The following is a 21773-nucleotide window of genomic DNA, read 5'->3' as shown; positions in this document are numbered from 1 at the left end:
AAGATATGTCAGATAAAACAATTGCATTCATAGGCACAGGTAATATGAGCTACGCCATTATTGGCGGCATGGTAAAAAAAGGATTTGCTGCATCGAGTATTATTGCAACAAATCGTAACCAAGAAAAACTCGCTAAGGTAGCAGCGGATTTCGGGGTTAAAACCACCGCAGATAACAACGAAGCACTGCGCGATGCCGATGTTATTGTGTTGTCTGTAAAGCCGCAAATGATGGGTGATTTATGTCAATCATTTCAAGATTCGGGTATCGACTTTAGCGATAAGCTATTTATTTCTGTCGCCGCAGGCTTAACGGTTAAGCGGTTACGTGAAATGCTCGGACAAGACGTTAAGATGGTACGTTGTATGCCAAATACCCCGTCTTTATTAGGGCGCGGTGTATCAGGTTTATTTGGTGCCGGCGAAACCGAGCAAGAACATACTTTTGTGCAACAAGTATTTGAATGTACAGGTATTGCGGTATGGGTTGAGCAAGAGTCACAAATTAACGATGTTATTGCTGTTACGGGGTCATCACCGGCTTACTTTTTCTTATTTATGGAAGCCATAGAAGAAAAAGCCAAAGCACTTGGCTTTAGCGATGAAGACGCACGTCGCTTAGTACAGCAAACAGCATTAGGTGCAGCTGAAATGGCACTATCTCAGCCTGAGATTAGTATTTCACAATTGCGTGCTAATGTGACATCAAAAGGTGGCACCACGCATGCAGCTGTTGAACATTTAAAAGCACACGGTCTGACTAACACTGTCGCCGATGCAATGGATGCCTGTATTGCTCGCGCGGAACAAATGGAACAAGAACTTTAAAAGCACTTTGCTGCTTTTAGCCCTATTTATGTTTAAGGTTTTTAATTAAGGTACGTTATGAACGCCATGCAATTTTTAATAAGCACACTATTCGATCTATTTTTAATGGTCGTATTAATGCGCTTTTGGCTACAAGCCGCCAAGGCTGATTTTTACAATCCGTTGAGTCAGTTTGTGGTCAAAGCTACTTCATTTGCTGTTAATCCACTGCGTAAAATTATTCCAGGGTTAGGTGGCCTAGACTTAGCTTCGTTATTACTGGCGTTCATTGTCGCTGCTGCAAAAATTACTGCGCTGATATTTTTAGTAGGCGCGACATGGGAAGTTGGATTTGTACTTTTAAATGCGCTAGTAACGGTGATTAAAGAAGGCTTAAACTTACTGTTTTGGGTATTAATTATTCGCGCGTTATTAAGCTGGGTAAGCCAAGGCAACAATCCAGTAGAAGCGGTATTTCAGCAGCTAACTGAACCAATGTTAAGACCTATTCGTAAAGTGTTACCGCCACTGGGCGGCTTAGATCTATCAATTTTAGTGTTAATTATCGCGCTGCAATTTGCCCAGTTTTTGTTTATTGATTTAGTCGGCTAACCTTATCATTAACACAGAGGCCTACTAGGCCTCTTTTTTTAAGAGTCATTTATGAAAAAGCTCGCAAGTATTTTATTCTTTGCATTAGCAGGTATTACCTTTAGTGCCCACAGTGAACAAATGCAAGGCGCACAATACAAAGAACTCGGCCCATGGCAAGTACATTACATTGCATTTCCGTCAACCTTTATTCAACCACAAATAGCCAAAACCTATGGCCTAGAACGCAGTGGTTATAAGGGCATTGTAAATATTTCAATCCTTAAAAAAGATACCGATGCCACAGCGCAAACTGCCATTCTTAAAGGCACTGCTAAAAACCTACTTGGTAATAAGCAAACCTTGGAATTCAAAGAAGTCATCGAAGGCGATGCAATTTATTACCTCGCGCAAGTTGATTTTACTAACGAAGAAATTCTGCGCTTTGAAATTGAAATACAACAAGGTAATCAATTTCAAAAGCTGCAGTTCCAGCAAAAATTTTACGTAGATTAATTCATGAAAAAAACTTTAGTGTTAGCCACTGGCAATCCGGGTAAGGTCAACGAATTGGCGCAAATGCTAAACCCGCTTGAAATAAACGTTGTGCCACAAAGCGATTTTAACGTGCCAGAAGTAGCAGAAACAGGCACCACTTTTGTAGAAAACGCTATTATTAAAGCTCGTCATGCTGCAAAAATAACTGGGCTACCAGCTATTGCTGACGACTCAGGATTGGAGGTTGATGGCCTTAACGGCGCCCCTGGCGTTTACTCAGCTCGCTATGCCGGTGAAGGCGCTAGCGATCAAGATAATATTGATAAACTATTAAGCGAACTTGCTAACAACCCTAACCGCAGTGCGCGCTTTTGGTGTGTGCTGGTATTAATGCGTCATGCTGATGACCCTACCCCACTGATTTGCAGTGCTAGCTGGGAAGGTCAAATTACCTTAGCTCAAAACGGCCAAGGTGGTTTTGGTTACGACCCTATTTTTTATGTGCCAGAACTTGAATGCACCAGTGCGCAACTGACTAAACAGCAAAAAAATGCAGTTAGCCATCGTGGTCAGGCGTTACAACGTTTATTGTCTGAGCTTAAGCTCAAAGGCGGCCTGTGAATTTACCACCATTAAGTTTATATGTGCACGTACCTTGGTGTGTGCAAAAGTGCCCGTATTGTGATTTTAATAGTCACGGTCAAAAAGGTGAGATCCCTGAAAAGGAATATGTGCAGCATTTAATTGATGATTTAAAAACCGATCTGCACTTAGTGCAAGGACGTAAAATTCATTCAATCTTTATCGGTGGTGGCACGCCTAGCTTATTAACCGGTGAGGCCTACGTTAATTTATTAACGGCGGTGGATTCATTAATTGGCCTGAGTGAAAACTGCGAAATCACCTTAGAAGCCAACCCGGGCACGGTTGAAACTGGCCGCTTTAAAGAATACGTAGCTGCTGGCATTAATCGTATTTCGATTGGCGTGCAAAGCATGCAAGACGACAAACTCAAAGCACTTGGCCGTATTCATGGTGCCGATGAAGCCATTTATGCTGCAGAGCAAGCCCATGAAGCAGGCTTAAACAGCTTTAATTTGGATTTAATGCATGGCTTACCTGGGCAATCATTAGATGATGCACTTGATGATTTAAAAAAAGTGATTGCCTTAAATCCACCACATATCTCTTGGTATCAACTCACTATTGAGGCTAATACACAGTTTGCCTCTAAGCCGCCAATATTACCAGCTGATGATATTTTGTGGGATATTCAAGAGCAAGGCCAAGCCTTACTTACTGAGGCAGGTTATCAGCAATATGAAATTTCCGGCTATGCAAAACCAGGTTTTCAATGCCAACATAACTTGAATTATTGGCGCTTTGGCGATTATTTAGGCATTGGTTGTGGTGCCCATGGTAAGGTAACCGATGCTAAAACAGGCATCATTACCCGCACTGAGAAAGTAAAACATCCTCGCGGTTATATGGATTTAGCTAAGCCGTATTTATTTAAACAGTGGCCAGTTGAACAGCACGACTTACCGTTTGAATTCTTTATGAATCGCTTACGGTTATTTGAAGCCTGCCCAATTAGTGACTTTACAGCCTTAACTCAGTTACCGCTGCAAAGCCAAGCAGATGCGCTGCAACAAGCCATTGCCAAGGGTTTGCTTAAGCAAACGGATAGTCACTGGCAGGTAAGCCAAAAAGGTCATCGTTTTTTAAATGACCTGCTAGAATTGTTTGTGTAATAACGACCCAAACTTTACTAACAAATACACACTAATAATAATTAATAACCTTCAATGGTTTCTAACAACAAAAGGGAAAACATGCGTAAACTAACCTTTATCGCCGCCGCAGTGAGTATTGCACTGCTAGGTGGTTGCCAGCAAACACCAGAGCAACAAAGCACGCCAACTGTACAAGCACAACCGGTACAAAGCGAAATAGACAAAGCGAATGCGTTTTTCGAAGATACTTTTAACCGTGATGTGATGAGCAGCCCTGTTTATCAAACATACATGGGTATCAAACAAGACTACGACAAATGGGATGACGGTAGCGAAGCGCGCGTACTGAAAGATCATCAACAAACAAAAGATGATTTAGTGGCATTAAACGCTATTAACCGCGAACTCCTAGATGACACCACAAAAGTTAGTTATGACCTTAAAAAGCAAGACCTTGAAAACAGCATTGCTGATTTTAAATGGCGCTATCATAACTACCCAGTGAACCAAATGTTTGGTACTCACTCGATGATCCCGGCCTTTTTAATCAACCAACACCAGATTTCTGATGTTACCGATGCCAAAGCCTATATCTCGCGTTTAAATGGCGTAACCACGGTTATTGATCAACTGATCACCGATTTAGAAGTACGTGCTGATAAAGGCATTATCGCTCCTAAATTTGTATTCCCACATGTGATTGATTCAAGCAAAAATATCATTCACGGTGCGCCATTTGAACAAGGTGATGATTCCACCTTACTTGCCGACTTTAAACGTAAAGTTGCTAAGCTTGAAATTGCTCAAGCTGATAAAGACGCGTTAATCAGCGATGCTGAGAAAGCCCTTAAAGCGGCTGTAAAACCTTCTTACTCTAAGTTGATTAATTATTTGGCACAGCTTGAAAAACGTGCTGATGATCGTGATGGTGCTTGGAAGTTTCCTGATGGCGAAGCGTTTTACAACAACGCATTAGCGCGCACGACTACCACTGATTTAACGGCTAAAGAGATCCACACCATCGGTTTAGCTGAAGTATCTCGTATTCATGACGAAATGCGCCAAATCAAAGAAAAAGTTGGTTTTAAAGGCGATTTAAAAGCCTTTATGCAGTTTATGAAAACCGATAAGCAATTTTACTTACCTAATACTGAAGCAGGTAAGCAGCAATACCTTGACGAAGCCACGGCACTTATTAACACCATGAAATCACGCTTGGATGAGCTATTCATTGTTAAGCCTAAAGCCGACATGATTGTTAAGCGTGTTGAAGCCTTCCGTGAAAAAGCGGCTGGTAAAGCATTCTACCAACAGCCTGCACCAGATGGTTCACGCCCGGGTGTTTACTACGCTAACCTTTACGACATGGAAGCAATGCCAACGTATCAAATGGAAGCGCTGGCTTATCACGAGGGTATTCCAGGTCACCACATGCAAATTGCAATTTCGCAAGAGCTTGAAGGCGTGCCTAAGTTCCGTAAATTCGGTGGCTACACAGCCTATATCGAAGGTTGGGGCTTGTACTCAGAGTTATTACCAAAAGAAATGGGCATGTATGCAGACCCTTATTCTGACTTTGGCCGTCTATCGATGGAACTATGGCGAGCATGTCGCTTAGTGGTTGATACTGGTATCCACGAAATGAAGTGGACTCGCCAACAGGGTATTGATTACTACGTAAATAACACGCCAAACGCGACGTCTGACGGCGTTAAAATGGTTGAACGCCACATTGTAATGCCTTCGCAAGCAACGGCTTACAAAGTAGGTATGCTGAAGATTCTAGAACTTCGTGAAGCTGCCAAGGTTAAACTAGGTGATAAGTTTGATATCCGTGAATTCCATGATGTGGTACTTAAAAATGGCGCAGTGCCACTAAACGTACTAGAGAACTTTGTTGATGAGTGGGTTGCAAGCAAACTAGCAGCTTAAGCATCCTTACTTTATAACATATACAAAGGCCGTATCTACGGCCTTTTTTATTGCCTGAAAGATAGATAAACACTTGACCAACAAGTGCTTTACGCTAGGATAAAGCACTTGATATACACGTAACGTATAGGATTAACAATGGATACATGTATCAGTCAACTAAACCAACAGATGCAGCAGCATCAGTTGCAAGCCATTGTTGATAGCTTTGCCAGTTTATCTGCAATACAACAAGCCATGCAGTTACAGCACTTATATAGCAGTGCGCAACGCATGAGTGTAAAATATACTTATCTGCAAAATATCGCCACACGCATATTAACTCAACACTCGCTACCAACAGCCATCATCAGTCAGCTAAATAATACCGACCAATTAAGTTTTTTTACCCCTGGTCTAAAGTTCAATCATGGTTTTACACAACAAAACCAACAGCAGCAAAATGTATTGCACCGCTTATTTAGCGAGTGTAGTGAGGCTAAATTACCGTTTAATTATGTACGTTCACTGATGCTATTTGAAAGTAACGAAAACTTGTTGCAAGCTTTAGCGCAAGTTAATGATATCGGGCTGACCCCAGTTGCAAGTTACATTGCAAACAATCCAGCCCAACACAGCTTACCAAAGCATGAATTTTCGGCCTTGCTGGCATTAATGGAAGTTGAGTTTAAACAAAATCAGGGCAATATAAACACTGCCGCATTCTTAAAAGCCTTACTCACGTTATCTCAAACAAGCCCAGACAAGCCACTCAGTGACTATAAAATACTGCTCAGTGGCGCTTACTTACGCTGTAAAACAGAACAAGTTGAGCGCTACCTTGTACAACATAAATAATATTAATCAGATAAATAATATTCAACGCTGGTTACAACTCGCACTTTTTTGATCTGCGGAGTGTTTGAATCGCGGTCGATTATACTAAACTGCCCTTGTCTTGCGGTGCGAATTTTACCTAGTTTTGACTGTGAGTCCTTGGCAAATTTTAATGCCACTTCGCGAGCTTTTTCGGTGGCTTCTTGCACCATTGCTGGTTTTATATCGTTTAGCCCAGAGAACAAATATTCAATGCGGGTTTCATAGTTATCTTGCACAATCGCAATACCTTGTTTGGCTAGCTGGCCCACCTTAGTTAAGGCGTTTTGCACTTTATCAGGCTGCTGCGAATACACGGTAATATTTGCGCGGGCAATATAGCGAAACTGTTGATTATCAGCGCCGTATTCGCGCGCTTGTTTATCAACAATTGATTGCCTACCTTGGCTGATCTCTTGTTCATCAAAGCCATGCAGTTTTAAAAAAGCGATCACTGCGGCATTTTTCTGCTCAACCCGTTCAACTAACTTTTCGAGGTCATTATCTGCATCACTAAATTGTACCGGCCAGATCACTGTATCAGCAGTTACTTCACGCTCTGCTAATCCTTTAACCTCAACCGTGCGTTCCATATTTTTTACATCAAGCGCTGCTGATTTTAAAATCCATCCGCAGCCAAGTATAGCGACACTCAATACAGCTGCGCCAAGCAACTGATAATATCCATTTGGTTTATTCATTTAATGATCCTTTGATAATAATCAATTATATGTGGTTATGATGCTCGAAAAATCAACCTAAACAGGTTACATTGAGCATATACTCAAACCACCTCAAGATGCGAGCGTCGTTAGCAAAAAGATTATATGCATCACCTCGCTAGAAAACAAATAACCCGCAAGGAAAGACCATGAGTGTAAAACGCATTAGTCAGTTTTTCAACCCGACTTCGGTTGCCGTGATTGGTGCATCGAATAACGTTTCCCGAGCAGGATTTGTAGTAATGCGCAACTTATTACAAGGCGGATTTAACGGCCCTATCATGCCAGTAAGCCCGACTAATAGCGCCGTACATGGCGTGTTGGCCTACCCGTCAATTGCGGCGCTACCGAAAATACCGGACCTTGCGGTTATTTGTACGAACAAACACACCCTACTTAATATCATTGCAGAGCTTGGAGAGTTTGGCTGTAAAAATGCGATTGTGATCGCAGCCGGACTCAATCATGAACAAAAAACAGCACTGCAAGAAGCCGCTAAACAAGCCAAAGTATCGTTACTTGGCCCTAATTGTTTGGGTTTGTTGATCCCTCATATTGGCCTCAATGCGAGTTTTTCTCACACTATCGCAAGCCCTGGTAAATTAGCGTTTATTTCACAGTCCGCAGCTGTGTGCTCCACTATTTTAGATTGGGCAAAACACAAAGAAATTGGCTTTTCATACTTTGTCTCTGTGGGTGATTGTTTAGATATCGACTTTGCTGAACTACTCGACTTTTTAGGTCGCGATGCAAAAACGAAGGCTATTTTGCTGTACATCGATAACATTGAGAATATCCGCAGCTTTATTTCAGCTGCTCGTGCCGCTGCGTTTAGTAAACCGGTGATCGCCATTAAAACCGGTAAAACAGCGGCTGGAGCGCTTGCTGCCGAAATTCACACTGGCGGCAAGCAAAGTTCAGATGCGGTGTATGACGCCCTCTTCCAACGCGCAGGTATGTTACGGGTAAATGATTTAACTGAACTGTTTGCTGCTACACAAACACTGGCCATGCATCCTAAATTATTAAAGGTGGAACAACTCACCATTTTAACCAATGGCGGCGGCCCCGGCGTAATGGCCGTTGATAGCTTATTACAAAGTTCTGGTAAGCTGACACAATTGAGTGAAGAAACCCGTGCGGCGCTCAATAAAGTGATCCCACAGTCGGATATGACCTCTAATCCGGTGGACATTTTTGGTGACTCAGTTCCGGCACGCTACCAACAAGCACTGGAAATTTTATTGCATGCTAAGGAAGTAAAAAATCTACTGATCATTCATACGCCATCAGCCCTTGCGCCAAGTGAAGACTATGCATTAATTATCGCTGAAACGTTGAATAAACTACCGAAAATGGCGCGTCCTTATGTGATCACAAATTTTATGGGCGAAGATGCCGCCTATGCCGCCCGTCGCGTATGTAGCAACTACGGCATTCCTACTTATCGCACCCCTGAGGGCGCAGTACGCGCCTTTATGCACTTAGTAAGTTATCGCCGTAATCAAAAACATTTAACCCAAACTCCAGAGTCAAACACAGATGACGCTAAAATCAATAAACACGCAGCAAAAGCGCTCGTGAATGAATTTTTAGCAGAGCAGCAAAGCTATCTATCCACCCATCAAGCCAGCCAAATACTCGCTCACTATGGCGTTGAATGTATTCAAACCGAGGTCGCATACACACCAACAGAAGCAAAAGAACAAGCCATAGAGCTAGGCTTCCCGGTTGCACTGAAACTGATCAGCCCTAGCATTCCATCTAAATCAGAAGTCGGTGGCGTGGTACTTAACTTAAACGATGCACAAGAGGTTGAACAAACCGCCTTTGCCATGCTATTGAGAATAAAAAACACCTACCCTGATGCGATTATTGAAGGCTTTTCACTGCAAAAAATGGCACCCAGAGCTGGCGCCAATGAACTACGTATTGCGATAAAAACAGAACCGAATTTTGGTCCTGTAATACTTCTAGGAGAAGCCGGCACGGGTCTAGAGTTTGCTCAAGCAGCGGTTGCTTTACCACCTTTGAATATGAACTTAGCAAAGTATTTAATTGCTGCGGCGCATGACAAAGGCGTGCTTAAAGAGCGTATTTTGCCTGAGAAAGTTGATAAGTATCGCCTCTGTGCACTACTGACCCGTATTTCTCAGTTAGTTATTGATCAACCCGATATAACTTCGCTTGAGTTAAATCCTATTTTAGCCAGTAATGGCCAGTTTTTGGTGCTTGATGCCACCATGACCCTGAGTCACTACCAAGTACAATCACATCGTAAACGCTTATCTATTCGCCCTTACCCAATTGAGCTGGTTAAACAAGTGACGCTGAAAAATAATACCCTTGCGACACTCAGACCAATAAAGCCAGAAGATGAGCAAGCGCACCAAGAGTTTGATCTATCTCTCAGCAAAGAAGATCGCTACAAACGCTTTTTTGGCGAGCTGCCGCAGTTTAACCACGATCAACTCGCTAAAATGACACAAATTGACTACGATCGTGAAATGGCGTTTATTATCACTCAAGACAACGCCACGCTTGGCGTCTCTCGGGTGTTAATGGACCCTGATAAAGTGCATGCCGAATTTGCTATAGTAGTGCGCTCAAACTGCCAAGGCCTTGGCTTAGGTGGCTTATTAATGCGCGCCGCTATTGAGTATTGTCAAAGCCAAGGCGTACAATTCATTGAGGGTATCACCCTGCCGGAAAATACCGGAATGATTGAATTAGCCCGAAAACTAGGCTTTAAGATCAGCCGCGACTTTGAAGAAGGCAGCATTAATATGGTACTTGCTTTAACTCCCAATAACACACACGGATAATAGCTTGAATAATTTACGTAAACGCACAGCACTATTTTTTGAAGGTAATGGGGAGTACCGTAAGACTGGCCATTACATCGATATATTTCTAATATCGCTGATAATGATTAATGTCGTTGCGATTGTGCTTGAATCAATTGCGAGTTTAGCTCATCAATATAAGCATGAATTTTTAATGTTAGAGTTAGGCTCAGTAATTATATTTGCTATCGAGTATTTGCTTCGCCTTTGGTCATGCGTAGAACGTGCCGAGTACAAAAGTCTAAACTGTGGTAATTTTCAACGTCGTTTAAAATATTTACTCTCCCCTTTAGCCTTAATTGATCTAGTGGCAATCCTGCCCACGATCTTAATGATGTTTATCACCTTTGATTTACGTTTTTTAAGAGTGCTCAGACTCCTACGTGTTTTTAAGCTCACTCGCTACTCACGAGCAATGCAGCTACTTTTACAATCATTTCGTGATGAAAGCAGTTCGCTTTTGGCCGCATTCTTTATAATGGCAGTGGTGCTAATTTTAGCTTCCTGCGGAATTTACTTAATTGAACACGATATACAACCGGATAAATTTGGCTCCATTCCTGCGGCAATGTGGTGGGCAATGGCAACGCTGACCACTGTAGGTTATGGTGACGTTGTGCCAGTAACACCGCTAGGGCGTTTTTTTGGCGGCGTGATCACGTTACTGAGTATGGGAATGGTAGCAATACCCACCGGCTTATTAGCTTCGAGTTTCTCTGAACAGCTACGTAAGCGTAGGATCATGTTTAGTGATGCGGTGCATGAATGTCTGCATGATGGCGAGCTAGATGGCAAACTAGATGATGCGCAACTGGAGCATCTAGAGAATTTGCGCTGTAAACTTGGTTTAAGTAAGCAAGAAGCAAACAAAGCAATTAAGTCTCAACTTAGTGCACGCACTAAAAACCTTTATTGCCGTCACTGCGGTGAACGCCAAGACTAGTCTTCATTCAACAACGACTGCCAGTCTTTATTTAATAATGCGCTTACATCATCACCTGGGATTGGTTTACTGAATAAATAGCCCTGAAATAAATTACAGCCTAAGTTGCGCAAAAAGGTAAGCTGCTGCTTAGTTTCAACGCCTTCTGCGACGCATTCTTTACCTAAGCTTTTCGCCAATGCAAGCGTTGACTGAATAATCGCTTCATCGTCACTATCTATACCAATATCAGTTACAAAACTGCGATCAATTTTCAGTACATCGATCGGAAAGCGCTTTAAATAAGTGAGTGAAGCATAACCTGTACCAAAGTCATCCATATATAAGCGACAACCTAGTTGCTTCAACTTTGACATGCTATTTAACGCTTGCGGTGAATCATGCATCAGCACTGATTCTGTAATTTCAAACACCACAGAGCTGGCTGATACATCAGCATTAATTAGCGCACTGCGAATTTCATCGACTAAATTTTTATACTCAAAATCCAGTGCAGACAGGTTAATAGACACATACAAGTCAGGCTTTTGTAACTGCCATTGTTTAAGTTCAATCAACGCTCTAGCTAGGGTTTGCAACATAATTTTTGTGATCAAACCAATACTCTCAGCAGCAAGCGCAAACTCTTGTGTTTCATAGCTGTTATTTTCTGGCCAGCGCAGCAATACTTCCAGCCCTTCGGCCTGATGAGTTTTAGCATTAACAATCACTTGGTAATGATTACAAAACGCATGATTTTGATAGGCTTGAGTTAATTGTGATTCTAAATGCAATGAGCGTTGTACATGCTGATTCATTTCTTGTTTGTAAAATTGATAACAACCTTCCAAGCTCTTTTTCGAATGATACAGTGCAATATCAGCCGCTTTAATTAAACTTTTCGCACAGAGTGCATCATCAGGCGAAATCGCCACGCCAATACTTAAACTGACACTAATCGCTTGATTGTTAATAATGATGTTGTCATTCAAGCTAGCCATCAACTTAACGCACAGTAAAACAACTTCTTCGATTTGTTGAATACCCTCGACTAACAGCATAAACTCATCACCACTAAAGCGGGCTACACTGTCTTTCGCCTGTACACGCGATTTGATCCGCAGTGCCACCGCCTTTATTATCTCATCGGCAGCTTCATGCCCTAGTGAGTCATTAAAATACTTAAAGCGTTTGATATTAATATTGAGTAACGCAACTTTTAGGTTTTGGCCTTTAGCCTGTTCAAGTGCATGTTCAACTCGATCATTAAATAAAGTACGATTTGGTAACCCCGTTAAACTGTCGTAATTTGCTAATAAGAATAATTCATTCTCAGCTAACTTTTGGGCATTAATATCAGTCAGAATAACCACATAGCTTTCTAAGCGTTGCTCCGTATCAGCAACCGCACTAATTTTAATAAGCACATGACGCTGCTCGCCATTCGCCAAGCAAACAGTATCTTCTGCAGAAAAGTGCTCGCCAGCTTGCAACTCCTTCATTACACGTAAATAGTTAACTCTTACAGCACGACTTAATCCTAAGTGTAATGAGCAGCTAGAACGATAATCAACAGGAAAGTTAAATGCGCTCTGCAGTGCTTTGTTGGTAGCTAAAATACGTAAACTTTTATCCAGAATAAAGACCCAATCGCGGGTTTGCTCAAATGCTGCGCCAAATAAACGGGCATGTTCTTCAAACACTAATTCACGAGTCATATTAGTGTAAGTTCCAGCCACTTTCTCGGGTGTACTTCCTTGCCAGGCAACCACTTTGCCAAAGTCTTTATACCAGCGCCAATAGCCTAATTTATGGCGTAAACGATAGGTGCAGTTAAAATAGCCTTTTTCGGTGGATAAAAATTCTAACCACTCAATGCGAAAATTTTGTTTATCTTTAGGATGAATTTTTGCTAAATAATCATCTAAATTAACCGATTCAACATCATAACCTAACTCATTTTTAAGCCGTGGTTGATAAATTATTGGACTTGCAGATTGCCAATCCCACACCCCTGAACGGCTCCCTTCCAATGCTAACTTTAAGCGCGCTTCACTTTCTTGGCTTTCTCTGTGGGCTGCTAATAATAATTGCTGAATTCGATTACGACGCATTATCCAAGCTGCTACTAATCCAAAAAATACCAGTGCGTAAAGCACTATAAACTGAGGTGCGCGCCATAGCGGGTATTTAACCACAATATCCAGCACTGCCGGTTGTGTGTAGTCGCCAGTAAGCGGATCTTTAGCCCAAATTTTTAGTTGGTATTTGCCGGGATTAAGTTTTGGAAATAGCACTCGGTTATTATTACGGGTATACGATTTTTGCCCATCAGAGAGCTGATACTCATAAATAATACGTTCCTGATAATTAAATGCCATTGCCGAAAAAGCCACTTCGAGACCGATATCGTCGTGCTCTAAGGTGATTGTTTTTATAGGTTGCTTAAGATCCGTAGATAATTCACGAGACATCAAATCAATGCTGGTTATATTTACGTGATCAATTAAACCATGCCTAGGGTGATTATCATTTGGGTAAAAATAACTAAACCCTTTTAACGTACCATAGACTATTTGGCCAGTTTTTAAACGCGTAAATGCACCACTATTAAACTCGGTAGAGACCAGTCCTTCTGAAGTTGTAAATTGCTGAAAGTGTTTATTTTCTGGATTTAATCGCCATATTCCTTTATGACTACTCATCCAGATCATTCCAGCATCATCTAACACCATATCGTACAATAAGGTGCCGAGCTTATTTTTATCTAAATCTATGGTATACAACAGCTTGTAATTCGATGCATCAAGACCAATTAAGCCAAAATTCGATAACGTGATCCACAGCACATTATTATTATCAACAATATAAGACATTACATTAACGGCTACATTTTCATGTTGCTGTGGCACTGTATAGATTTTTGTTAAAGCAAATGAGTTTGGATCAACCTGATAAAGCACCCCTGCATTATAAAATAACGGGGAGTCAGATTTGGTAGATAAAGGCGGTAAGAAACCATAAGCTAAAAACGGTTCAAATTTTTCAAATTCACCACCTAAAGGAGTGATCTTTTGGCTGTCGATATTATAAACAAACATGCCATGATCAGAATGAACATAAAATAATTCACCATTTGGCATCAATACCGAGCCATGTACCCACCCTGTGATCAGGTGTTGCTGGCTTGGGTCGGCTGTTGTCGCTGGAAAAATTTCATAGCTATGCGGATCAAAACTAAAAATCCCGCGATTAGTACGCAGCCACAATTTATCTTTATAAGGAGAAATAGCGTAGATATTAAATTCAGTGGTAAATAAATCAGCTTGATAATCTTTTAAAAACACTTGTCCTTGATTAGTTTTTAAATCAACCGCAGTTAAACCATTATGAGTTGCTAGCCAGAGTTTATCTTCATACTCGGTTATGCCCCAAATAGAAGGGTGCGATAAACCATCACCGGAGAGCATGCTGGCATTAACATTTTCAAAATGATAATTATCATAAGGTAAATAAAATGCCCCATCACTTTTAGTAGCTGTCCACATAGCGCCGTTATTATCTTTGACAATATCGATAACACTTGGATCTGCTAGTGAGTATTTACTTTCTTTTACTCTATTATTTTTAGTCAGCTCACCGGTATTCAAATCGAGACTAAATAAACCTTTATCGGTGCCTAAATCAAGCACCCCATGGTCATTTATTATTTTCCAAATATTAAGATCATTCAATATGGTTTTATTTTTAAAAGGCACATCTGGGCGCTCAAACATACTCGGTAAATCACTAATATCAACTTGATATAAACCACGTACGGCCCCCACTAACAGTTGCTCATTTTCGCCTATTGCAAACGACTTTATATAATTTTGATATACATGGTCTGGCTCAGTGCTTAAATGCTCTAATTTTCGGTATTGCCCAGTTGCTATATGATAGACATATGCGCCAGTACTGGCGGCAATAAAGATATAACCTTTGTAATGTAATAAATCGCGGATCACGGTATTACGAGTGCGCTCTGGTAATTCAAAAATAGTCTCAATTTGGCCCGTCGCTAAATCAAGGCGAGCAAAATCCCAACCGCGACCAATCCATAATGACTTATTATCGGTGGCAACCATACTAAATACGGACTGACTTAAAACTTGCTCTTCAGTGGTAGGTTTTGATAAAAATTGTTGGTAACTATCGGTACTTGGATCATAGCGAAATAGCCCTGCAACTAACGAAGCAATCCAAATATAACCATCAGGGTCTTGATATATAAGGTCAATAATTGCTTCATCTAGTTCACCATTAGGCCCTGCAATATGTACAACCTGATAGCCATCGTAACGATTTAAGCCCCCTTCCGTCGCTAACCAAAGATAGCCGCTTTTATCTATCAACATGGTACTGACATAGCTTTGTGATAAACCTTCACTTGGCGATAAACGTTTTACCTGCGCCATAGCAACTTGGCTAGCAACAACTGAGGCGGCTAACAAAAAGAATATACTAGCCTTAAACCATTGACCCATTTAAATTTCCACGTAGTTGTTTTAACTAATTATTTTAACTAGCACTGCATAGCTACGATATTTCGTTGCTGATAGACAGTAAAGAGTGTATCCAAAGGTGACGGCAATGTTAACACAAAGTTAAACCCAATTGATTGATAAAAATAAGCTAAATGCGTATAAGCAAATGTATAAACGAGTGAGTTTTGGTTAGATAAGGTATGTATTAGTAGCTGTTTGGCAAGTCCTTGACCACGCCAAGCAGGTGCAACCAGCAAGGTAGACAAAAACAAATAATCACTGCGATTTTGAATTCTGCATGCCGCGACAATAACTAAGTCATGATAAACAACCCACACTTGATCTTGTCTGGTTGCCCGACCTCGGGCTTTATATTGGCTGTAAAACTTATTCACTAAGGGGGTTTTAATTGGCTCTAGGCATTCAAAACGCAATGCCGTCATTAACTTTGCATCGTCGCTAAATATTGTTCAAATTGCTGCTTCAAAAACATCTGCTCTGCCACTGGGCGACTATGAATTGTATTGTATATTTGCTCACGAGTACTCTTACCACGCTTTATTTGATAAGCCCAAAACGATGCCTCGTAATCCAATTGAATTTGATATTTTTGTTCACGAGGTAGTAAGCATAAGTTAAACGACATAAATTACCAGTTATTACTAATCATATTAATGCCCAGAGTATAACAAACATTTGCCTAAAAGAGTCACGGCTAAACTTGCGCTTTTTAGCTTTTAAACGTAGATTGGTGGCGTTTTTAGTCCTAATATGGAAACACTGTGATTAAGTGCTTTTTTTCTCTCATATTGCTCTGTTATTTACTAACGCCACTGAGCACTATAGCAAACACACAACATATGCTATTTAATCGCCCAGCCGATACCCCACAGGCTCGCTATGTTATTGAGCTGATGACCCTTGCATATAAAGAACTTGGCTATGATGTACATATTATTGACTTTAATCACCAAAGCGCTTTATCTGCAGCGAACAATGGCACGCTTGATGGCCAATTAGGGCGAGTGGCCAGTATCAGTCAACAATATCAAAACTTGCATCCGGTTAACTTTGCGCTATTTGAGTTTAACCTTGTGCTATTAAAAAACTGCCAGCAATGTACATTTGAGCAGCTAGACAATATCGCCATTCAAGTTGGTTATCCTGCAGCGCAGAGTTACCTTAACGAACACCCTTTTATTGGTGACATTATTAAGGTGAAAAGCGTCACTGCTCAACTTAATTTACTCACTCAAGGTAAAGTACAAGGTGTAATTTTACTCGACTTTTTATTATCGACTAAACACCCTCAGTTTAATATTAAGCAATTTCAAACTGAAGTACTGGCACCGATAAAAAGCTTTCACTTTTTGCATTCACGCCATAGCGCGTTAATACCTAAACTTGAAGAGCAACTGCATAAACTCAATGAAAATGGCACAATTCGTTTACTCAGGGCTAAACATCATCTTGATTAAAAACCAAAATCCCCCTGCTCAGGTACTGCTGGCTTAGCGCCAAGTGCTTGGCGTTTTTGCAAGTAACGCTTATAACGTTGTTGACACAAACTGATGACTTGCTTTTTTTCTACGTTTGAAAATGAATTCCAACCAAAGCGCTCCTCCCGACTTCGGTAGCAGCCTTTACAATAGCCTCGGTTATTTACCTCGCAAATGTCTTTGCAAGGACTTGGAATTTCAAAAATTTCAATTTGTTGCATAGCAAACATCAGTCAATATACACAACTTTAGTATAGCCCGTTTTTTAAACGAAAAAAAACCGTAACTTAATTACGGTTTTTTAAAAATATTTTACATTGGTTATTGGCCGCTTTCGCTACTTTTAAACTCAACTTTACGATGAAATGGCTTAGCGTACATTGCTAACACCAGTGGTTTTAGCTCATCTGGCACACGCGCCAGACGCATCTCAAATGCCTGAGCGTCGGCTTTATCAATCACCGCTTGTTTACAACCGCCCGCAATGTAGTTCCCGGGATGTAAAAAAAACGAATCAATAATTTGCTGATCAATGGTTTTTGCCAGCTGCTCTGGTGATTCACACCCTTCTTCAATTGGTTGCCCAAATGCTAAATGAACATGCCCTTTGGCGGTACTAAAACCTTCAACAATACTGGCAATATCTTCACCCGCTGACTTAACATATTTACCATGATGTTGCTTATGATAAAGCTCTTTGGCTTTGGCTGTTGCGCAAGGTTCATATTGATATGAAATTGATACTGGTACAATTTTTAGCTCGCGTACATATTCAGCAAACTCTTTCTTTTGCTTACGACCATTAAGCTGCAACATTTTAAGTAGCGCAGGATCTGTTTGATCAAAGCCATCTTTAGCACGACCTTCTTTTTGTGCAATCCAAATTGAATCACCGCCAGCAAGCGAATCATAAATATAAGCCGACAACTGCGATAGTGCTCTGAGCATTTCTTTTGGCGCTTTAACTGAGCGCTTAACAATAAAGCTTTTATTTAAACGCATCAGTTCGGTGATATAAGGAATTTGCAGTAAATTATCGCCAATGGCGATACGGACCGTCTTCATTTTATAGCTGAATAAGCCCCAATTAATTAACGCAGGATCAAGTACGATATCGCGATGATTTGAGATAAACAAATACGCTTGCTTTGGATCAAGTTGATCCAAACCAGAAAAAGTCACCTCAGTTGTGGTGCGTTTTACCAGCTGTGCTAAATACTTAGCAACGATTTGTTGAACTTGCTCAACACTGTTGATAGCGCCCCACTTTTTACGTAACTGATACTTTACCAATGCTCTAGACAGCAAAGGTACAGCTGATAAAAAACGCGGTAAGTTATATTTTGCAACTACATCAATAAACGCATTATCATCAATCAAACGTGCAACCGAAGCGGCTACTTCATCATCATTGTAAGGTCTTATATCTGCGTACTTGTCCACTGGCTCACTCATTACTGCATCTTTAAAGTTAAAAAAACGGTGCGCTCATGCGCACCGTTTATATTCTATGGGCGATTATAACTCAGACAACCTAAAATGCGAACTAAGTCATTAATTTGGTCCATTGTTTATATTTTATAACCGCTAAAAATCTATTTAATAACATTCAATTATGCAATGCTCTTACCAGTACTACGGTATTTACTAAGCGCTCCTTTAAGAACTAAACGCACCATTAACAGCGCTAAAATAGTACCACAGAGAAGGGTTAGCCAATGTGGTAGCACTTGATGTTCTTCACCTAATAATGGTGTAACAACAAAGCCAAATTCTGCCACTAAATAATCGGTTAAAAAGCCAAATATTAAAGCAACGCCTATTACACCAACTAAATAAGCAACCACTGCACGTTTACCAAGCTCATTGGCAACCACGCCAAGCGTCGCGACATTAGTGGCAGGACCTGCCAACATAAAGACTAAAACAGCGCCAGGTGCTACGCCACTTAATAACAAACCAGCTGCAATCGGCGTTGATGCGGTCGCGCAGATATACATGGGAATACTAATCACGATCACCACCAGCATAGCCAAAATACCACTGCCCCATTGGCTTAAAAATGACTCTGGCACATAAGTTTGCACTAAGGCTGCAAAGAACAAACCAATCATTAACCATTTCATAGTGTCTGATAGTAATTTATTACAGCTAAAACTCACAGCCTGTTTCATCTTTTGCCATTGGCTGGCTGGTACTGCGCTTGATGAATCGCAACAGCTAGTCTTCTCTTCGACCGCTGCTGGTTTCGTTGAGTAACAACTTGCCTTCTCTTCAGCCGCTGCTAATTTCGTTGAGCAGCAACTTACCTTCTCTTCGACCACTGCTGATTTTGTTGAGCAGCAACTTGCCTTCTCTTCAGCCGCTGCTGATTTTGTTGAACAACAACTTGTTGTAGCTGCTCGCTTTTGCTCATTATTAGCTTCACTAGTGTGAGCTGTAGTTTGCGTTTTTTCAGCATCACGCCCCACTAAGACACCTGCGACAATAGCACTACAAATCGCCGCTATTGGACGAATTATTGCCATAAAAGGACCGAGTAGCACATACGATACCGACACCGAATCAACCCCAGTTTCAGGAGTCGATACTAAAAACGCAGTGGTAGCACTTTTTGAAGCGCCTGCACGTCTTAAACCTATTGCAGCGGGTATTACACCGCACGAACACAGCGGCATTGGTGCGCCAATTAAAGCAGCTTTCACTGTGGTCCAAAAACCTTCTTTACCTAAATGTTTATTTAAAAAATTTGCCGGTAAATACACATTTAATAACCCGGCAATGAGTAAACCAAGCATTAACCAAGGGGCAGATAATAAAAATAACTGCCAAAAATTATTGAGTAAGTCCATCGATGTCCTCCAAAGTGGTTAATATTGAACAGTTATCTGCGGGCTCTTGTCCACCACAGCACTTATCAGCTAACACGGATAATGATTGATGAAAACGTGTTAATTCAGCAATGCGCTCTGCGACTAAGTCACGCTTTTGTATTGTTAAGTTTTTAACTTCATGGCAAGAATGCTGATGTTTTTTAAACTTAATTTGTAGTAGTTCTTTGATCTCTGCCAAGCTAAAGCCAACATTTTTAGCACGCAAAATAAACTTCATTTGCTTTAATGCAGCTTCACCATAATCGCGATAACCGGCCCCGGTTCGACTTGATGGCGTTAACAAATTATGTTTTTCATAGTATCTTAGGGTATCTGTAGAGACACCTAACTGATTAGCAAACTCACCTATTTTCATCTGTGTCTCCAATGAGTGTATTATCAACTGATGCCAAGTATAAACCTTAGAGTACACACCAAGGTCAAGCATTAAAATTATTTTATTTAATAAGGAAAGCGCATGAATATTACCCTTCTCGATACTGCCACATTAGCAGGCACATCACTTGAGCCTTTTCAAACACTTGGCAATTTCACTAGTTATTCACTAACCAGTCCAGCACAAGTATTAGCGCACAGTGCAGGCGCTGATGTATTGATCACCAATAAAGTGGTACTTAATCGCGAAACACTGGCAAAACTTCCTGAATTAAAGCTCATATGTGTAGCCGCAACTGGCACTAACAATGTTGATTTAGTCGCCGCTAAAGAGTTTGGCATTGCCGTTACCAATGTGGCCGGGTATTCAACACCTTCGGTTGTACAACATACCTTTGCACTGATCACAAATTTACTGGGTAATACTCACCGCTACATTGCTGATTGCCAACAAGGGTTATGGCAACAAAGTGAGATGTTCTGCCGCCTTGATTACCGTTTTAATGATATTGGAGGTAAAACTCTGGCAATTATCGGTTATGGTTCGCTTGGTAAAGCCGTTGCGGATGTTGCACGTGCTTTTGGCGCCAATGTAATTATCAGTGAGCGTAAAAACCAAGTAACTAGAGAGGGCCGAACAGAATTTTACCAGGCAATAACAACAGCTGATATTATTAGCATTCACTGCCCTTTAACCGATGAAAGTCGTGATCTGATTGGTACTGCTGAACTTGCTATGATGAAACCCAATGCCATTTTAATTAACACCGCTCGCGGTGGTATCGTTAATGAAGCTGATTTAGCCAACGCACTGAGCAATAATCAAATTGCAGGAGCGGGATTTGACGTATTAAGCAAAGAACCAGCTGCGCTGGATAATCCATTGGCTGCTTATCGTGGTGATAATTTAATTCTGACTCCACATATTGCATGGGCCAGTGAAGAGTCAATCATTCGCTTAGTAAAGCAAGTCAGCTTAAATATTAGCGCATTTAGCCAAGGTGAAAGCTTAAATAGACTGGTCTAATCAACTAACTTTTAGTTAGTTACGCTATACAAGGTGGTTAAATGTAATTTACCGCCTTACAAAAAAACCTAATATATTGATTTTAAATAATATAAAATATTGGCCAGTTCTTTGCTAACTAATAGACAAATTAAAATCAATATTTAGTATCAGGATAAAATAATGAAAAAAGTACTTTTAATTGCCGCGCTTACAGCCCCTCTTCTTACTGGTTGTGTAATTGCAGTATCCGATGGTGAAGCAGAAACGCATTGGGCTGGTAATAGTTCAAGCTGGGAAGAACATCATCAATTTAATCGTGAAAGCATCTCGGGGCTCACTTTAGATACCAGCTATCAAAATGTATTAAATAAATTAAAAACTCCCGACTTTACAGAATTATTAAAAAAAGACGGTGATGTATACCAAGTACTATTTTATGCCACCCATAGTATTCACTCTGACGGAAAAATGACAAAAGATGAATGTACTCCACTGGTCTTTAAAAACGAGAAACTGATTGGTGTGGGTGATAGTATTTATAATTCACTTAGCGCCATTTAGA

General features: G+C 40.9%; 20 protein-coding genes. 12 read left to right on the top strand and 8 right to left on the bottom strand.

What is annotated here, in order from left to right:
* The first annotated feature begins 5 nt into the window (after positions 1–5).
* From proC to H5158_RS10275, 7 genes are all read left to right on the top strand, one after another.
* A complete protein-coding gene (proC, locus tag H5158_RS10305) occupies positions 6–827 on the top strand; it encodes a pyrroline-5-carboxylate reductase (RefSeq protein WP_182739968.1) in 822 nt (273 codons plus the stop codon).
* A 57-nt stretch (positions 828–884) separates the two neighbouring features.
* Entirely contained in the window at positions 885–1418 is a 534-nt protein-coding gene (locus tag H5158_RS10300) for a YggT family protein (RefSeq protein ID WP_182718461.1), read from the top strand.
* Between the two features lie 51 nt (positions 1419–1469).
* Complete coding sequence (locus H5158_RS10295) at positions 1470–1913, top strand: DUF4426 domain-containing protein (RefSeq protein WP_149981275.1); 444 nt, start codon at positions 1470–1472, stop codon at positions 1911–1913.
* A 3-nt stretch (positions 1914–1916) separates the two neighbouring features.
* Positions 1917–2516, top strand: a complete 600-nt coding sequence (locus H5158_RS10290; protein ID WP_182739967.1) for an XTP/dITP diphosphatase — start codon at positions 1917–1919, stop codon at positions 2514–2516.
* Positions 2513–3649 (top strand): radical SAM family heme chaperone HemW, encoded by a 1137-nt coding sequence (gene hemW, locus H5158_RS10285; protein WP_182739966.1) that lies wholly within the window; start codon positions 2513–2515, stop codon positions 3647–3649. The genes H5158_RS10290 and hemW overlap by 4 nt, the downstream gene beginning before the upstream one ends.
* A gap of 81 nt (positions 3650–3730) precedes the next feature.
* Positions 3731–5563 carry a DUF885 family protein gene (locus tag H5158_RS10280; RefSeq protein ID WP_182739965.1) on the top strand — a complete coding sequence of 611 codons (1833 nt, stop codon included), beginning with the start codon at positions 3731–3733 and terminating at the stop codon, positions 5561–5563.
* A 138-nt stretch (positions 5564–5701) separates the two neighbouring features.
* Positions 5702–6400: a hypothetical protein gene (locus H5158_RS10275; RefSeq protein WP_182718465.1), complete on the top strand. Its 699-nt coding sequence runs from the start codon at positions 5702–5704 to the stop codon at positions 6398–6400.
* A 2-nt stretch (positions 6401–6402) separates the two neighbouring features.
* On the opposite strand, the gene H5158_RS10270 is transcribed toward H5158_RS10275, so the two are convergent.
* A complete protein-coding gene (locus H5158_RS10270) occupies positions 6403–7119 on the bottom strand; it encodes an SIMPL domain-containing protein (RefSeq protein ID WP_182718466.1) in 717 nt (238 codons plus the stop codon).
* A 170-nt stretch (positions 7120–7289) separates the two neighbouring features.
* Between H5158_RS10270 and H5158_RS10265 the strand changes: the two genes are divergently transcribed.
* Positions 7290–9965, top strand: a complete 2676-nt coding sequence (locus H5158_RS10265) for a bifunctional acetate--CoA ligase family protein/GNAT family N-acetyltransferase (RefSeq protein WP_182739964.1) — start codon at positions 7290–7292, stop codon at positions 9963–9965.
* A 4-nt stretch (positions 9966–9969) separates the two neighbouring features.
* Complete coding sequence (locus tag H5158_RS10260) at positions 9970–10929, top strand: ion transporter (RefSeq protein WP_182718468.1); 960 nt, start codon at positions 9970–9972, stop codon at positions 10927–10929.
* Here the strand turns inward: H5158_RS10260 and H5158_RS10255 are convergent.
* From H5158_RS10255 to H5158_RS10245, 3 genes are read right to left on the bottom strand one after another with little or no spacing between them, the layout of a single operon-like run.
* On the bottom strand, positions 10926–15434 hold the full coding sequence (locus H5158_RS10255; RefSeq protein ID WP_182739963.1) for an EAL domain-containing protein: 4509 nt from the start codon (positions 15432–15434) through the stop codon (positions 10926–10928). The two genes, H5158_RS10260 and H5158_RS10255, sit on opposite strands and share 4 nt — an antisense overlap.
* 38 nt (positions 15435–15472) lie before the next feature.
* Entirely contained in the window at positions 15473–15877 is a 405-nt protein-coding gene (locus H5158_RS10250; protein WP_182718470.1) for a GNAT family N-acetyltransferase, read from the bottom strand.
* Entirely contained in the window at positions 15877–16080 is a 204-nt protein-coding gene (locus H5158_RS10245; protein ID WP_064667173.1) for a DUF3283 family protein, read from the bottom strand. The genes H5158_RS10250 and H5158_RS10245 overlap by 1 nt, the downstream gene beginning before the upstream one ends.
* A gap of 214 nt (positions 16081–16294) precedes the next feature.
* Here H5158_RS10245 and H5158_RS10240 point away from each other — a divergent pair, with 214 nt between their 5' ends.
* Positions 16295–16912 carry a transporter substrate-binding domain-containing protein gene (locus H5158_RS10240; protein ID WP_149981285.1) on the top strand — a complete coding sequence of 206 codons (618 nt, stop codon included), beginning with the start codon at positions 16295–16297 and terminating at the stop codon, positions 16910–16912.
* Here H5158_RS10240 and H5158_RS10235 read toward each other — a convergent pair.
* From H5158_RS10235 to zntR, 4 genes are all read right to left on the bottom strand, one after another.
* Positions 16909–17154 carry a DUF1289 domain-containing protein gene (locus H5158_RS10235; protein WP_149981286.1) on the bottom strand — a complete coding sequence of 82 codons (246 nt, stop codon included), beginning with the start codon at positions 17152–17154 and terminating at the stop codon, positions 16909–16911. The genes H5158_RS10240 and H5158_RS10235 overlap by 4 nt on opposite strands.
* Positions 17155–17254: 100 nt before the next feature.
* A complete protein-coding gene (locus H5158_RS10230; RefSeq protein WP_182718471.1) occupies positions 17255–18388 on the bottom strand; it encodes a 1-acyl-sn-glycerol-3-phosphate acyltransferase in 1134 nt (377 codons plus the stop codon).
* Between the two features lie 158 nt (positions 18389–18546).
* Positions 18547–19785, bottom strand: a complete 1239-nt coding sequence (locus H5158_RS10225; protein ID WP_182739962.1) for an SO_0444 family Cu/Zn efflux transporter — start codon at positions 19783–19785, stop codon at positions 18547–18549.
* Positions 19769–20182 carry a Zn(2+)-responsive transcriptional regulator gene (gene zntR, locus H5158_RS10220; RefSeq protein ID WP_149981289.1) on the bottom strand — a complete coding sequence of 138 codons (414 nt, stop codon included), beginning with the start codon at positions 20180–20182 and terminating at the stop codon, positions 19769–19771. The genes H5158_RS10225 and zntR overlap by 17 nt, the downstream gene beginning before the upstream one ends.
* Positions 20183–20284: 102 nt before the next feature.
* Between zntR and H5158_RS10215 the strand changes: the two genes are divergently transcribed.
* Positions 20285–21229 (top strand): D-2-hydroxyacid dehydrogenase, encoded by a 945-nt coding sequence (locus tag H5158_RS10215; RefSeq protein ID WP_149981290.1) that lies wholly within the window; start codon positions 20285–20287, stop codon positions 21227–21229.
* Between the two features lie 162 nt (positions 21230–21391).
* On the top strand, positions 21392–21772 hold the full coding sequence (locus H5158_RS10210) for a DUF3192 domain-containing protein (RefSeq protein ID WP_149981291.1): 381 nt from the start codon (positions 21392–21394) through the stop codon (positions 21770–21772).
* The last annotated feature ends 1 nt before the right edge of the window (position 21773 follow it).

This window comes from Pseudoalteromonas sp. SR45-6 (assembly GCF_014163545.1).
Lineage (GTDB): Bacteria > Pseudomonadota > Gammaproteobacteria > Enterobacterales > Alteromonadaceae > Pseudoalteromonas > Pseudoalteromonas rhizosphaerae.
Note: the sequence above shows the minus strand (reverse complement) of the source record. Positions and strands in the feature narration are given on the sequence as shown.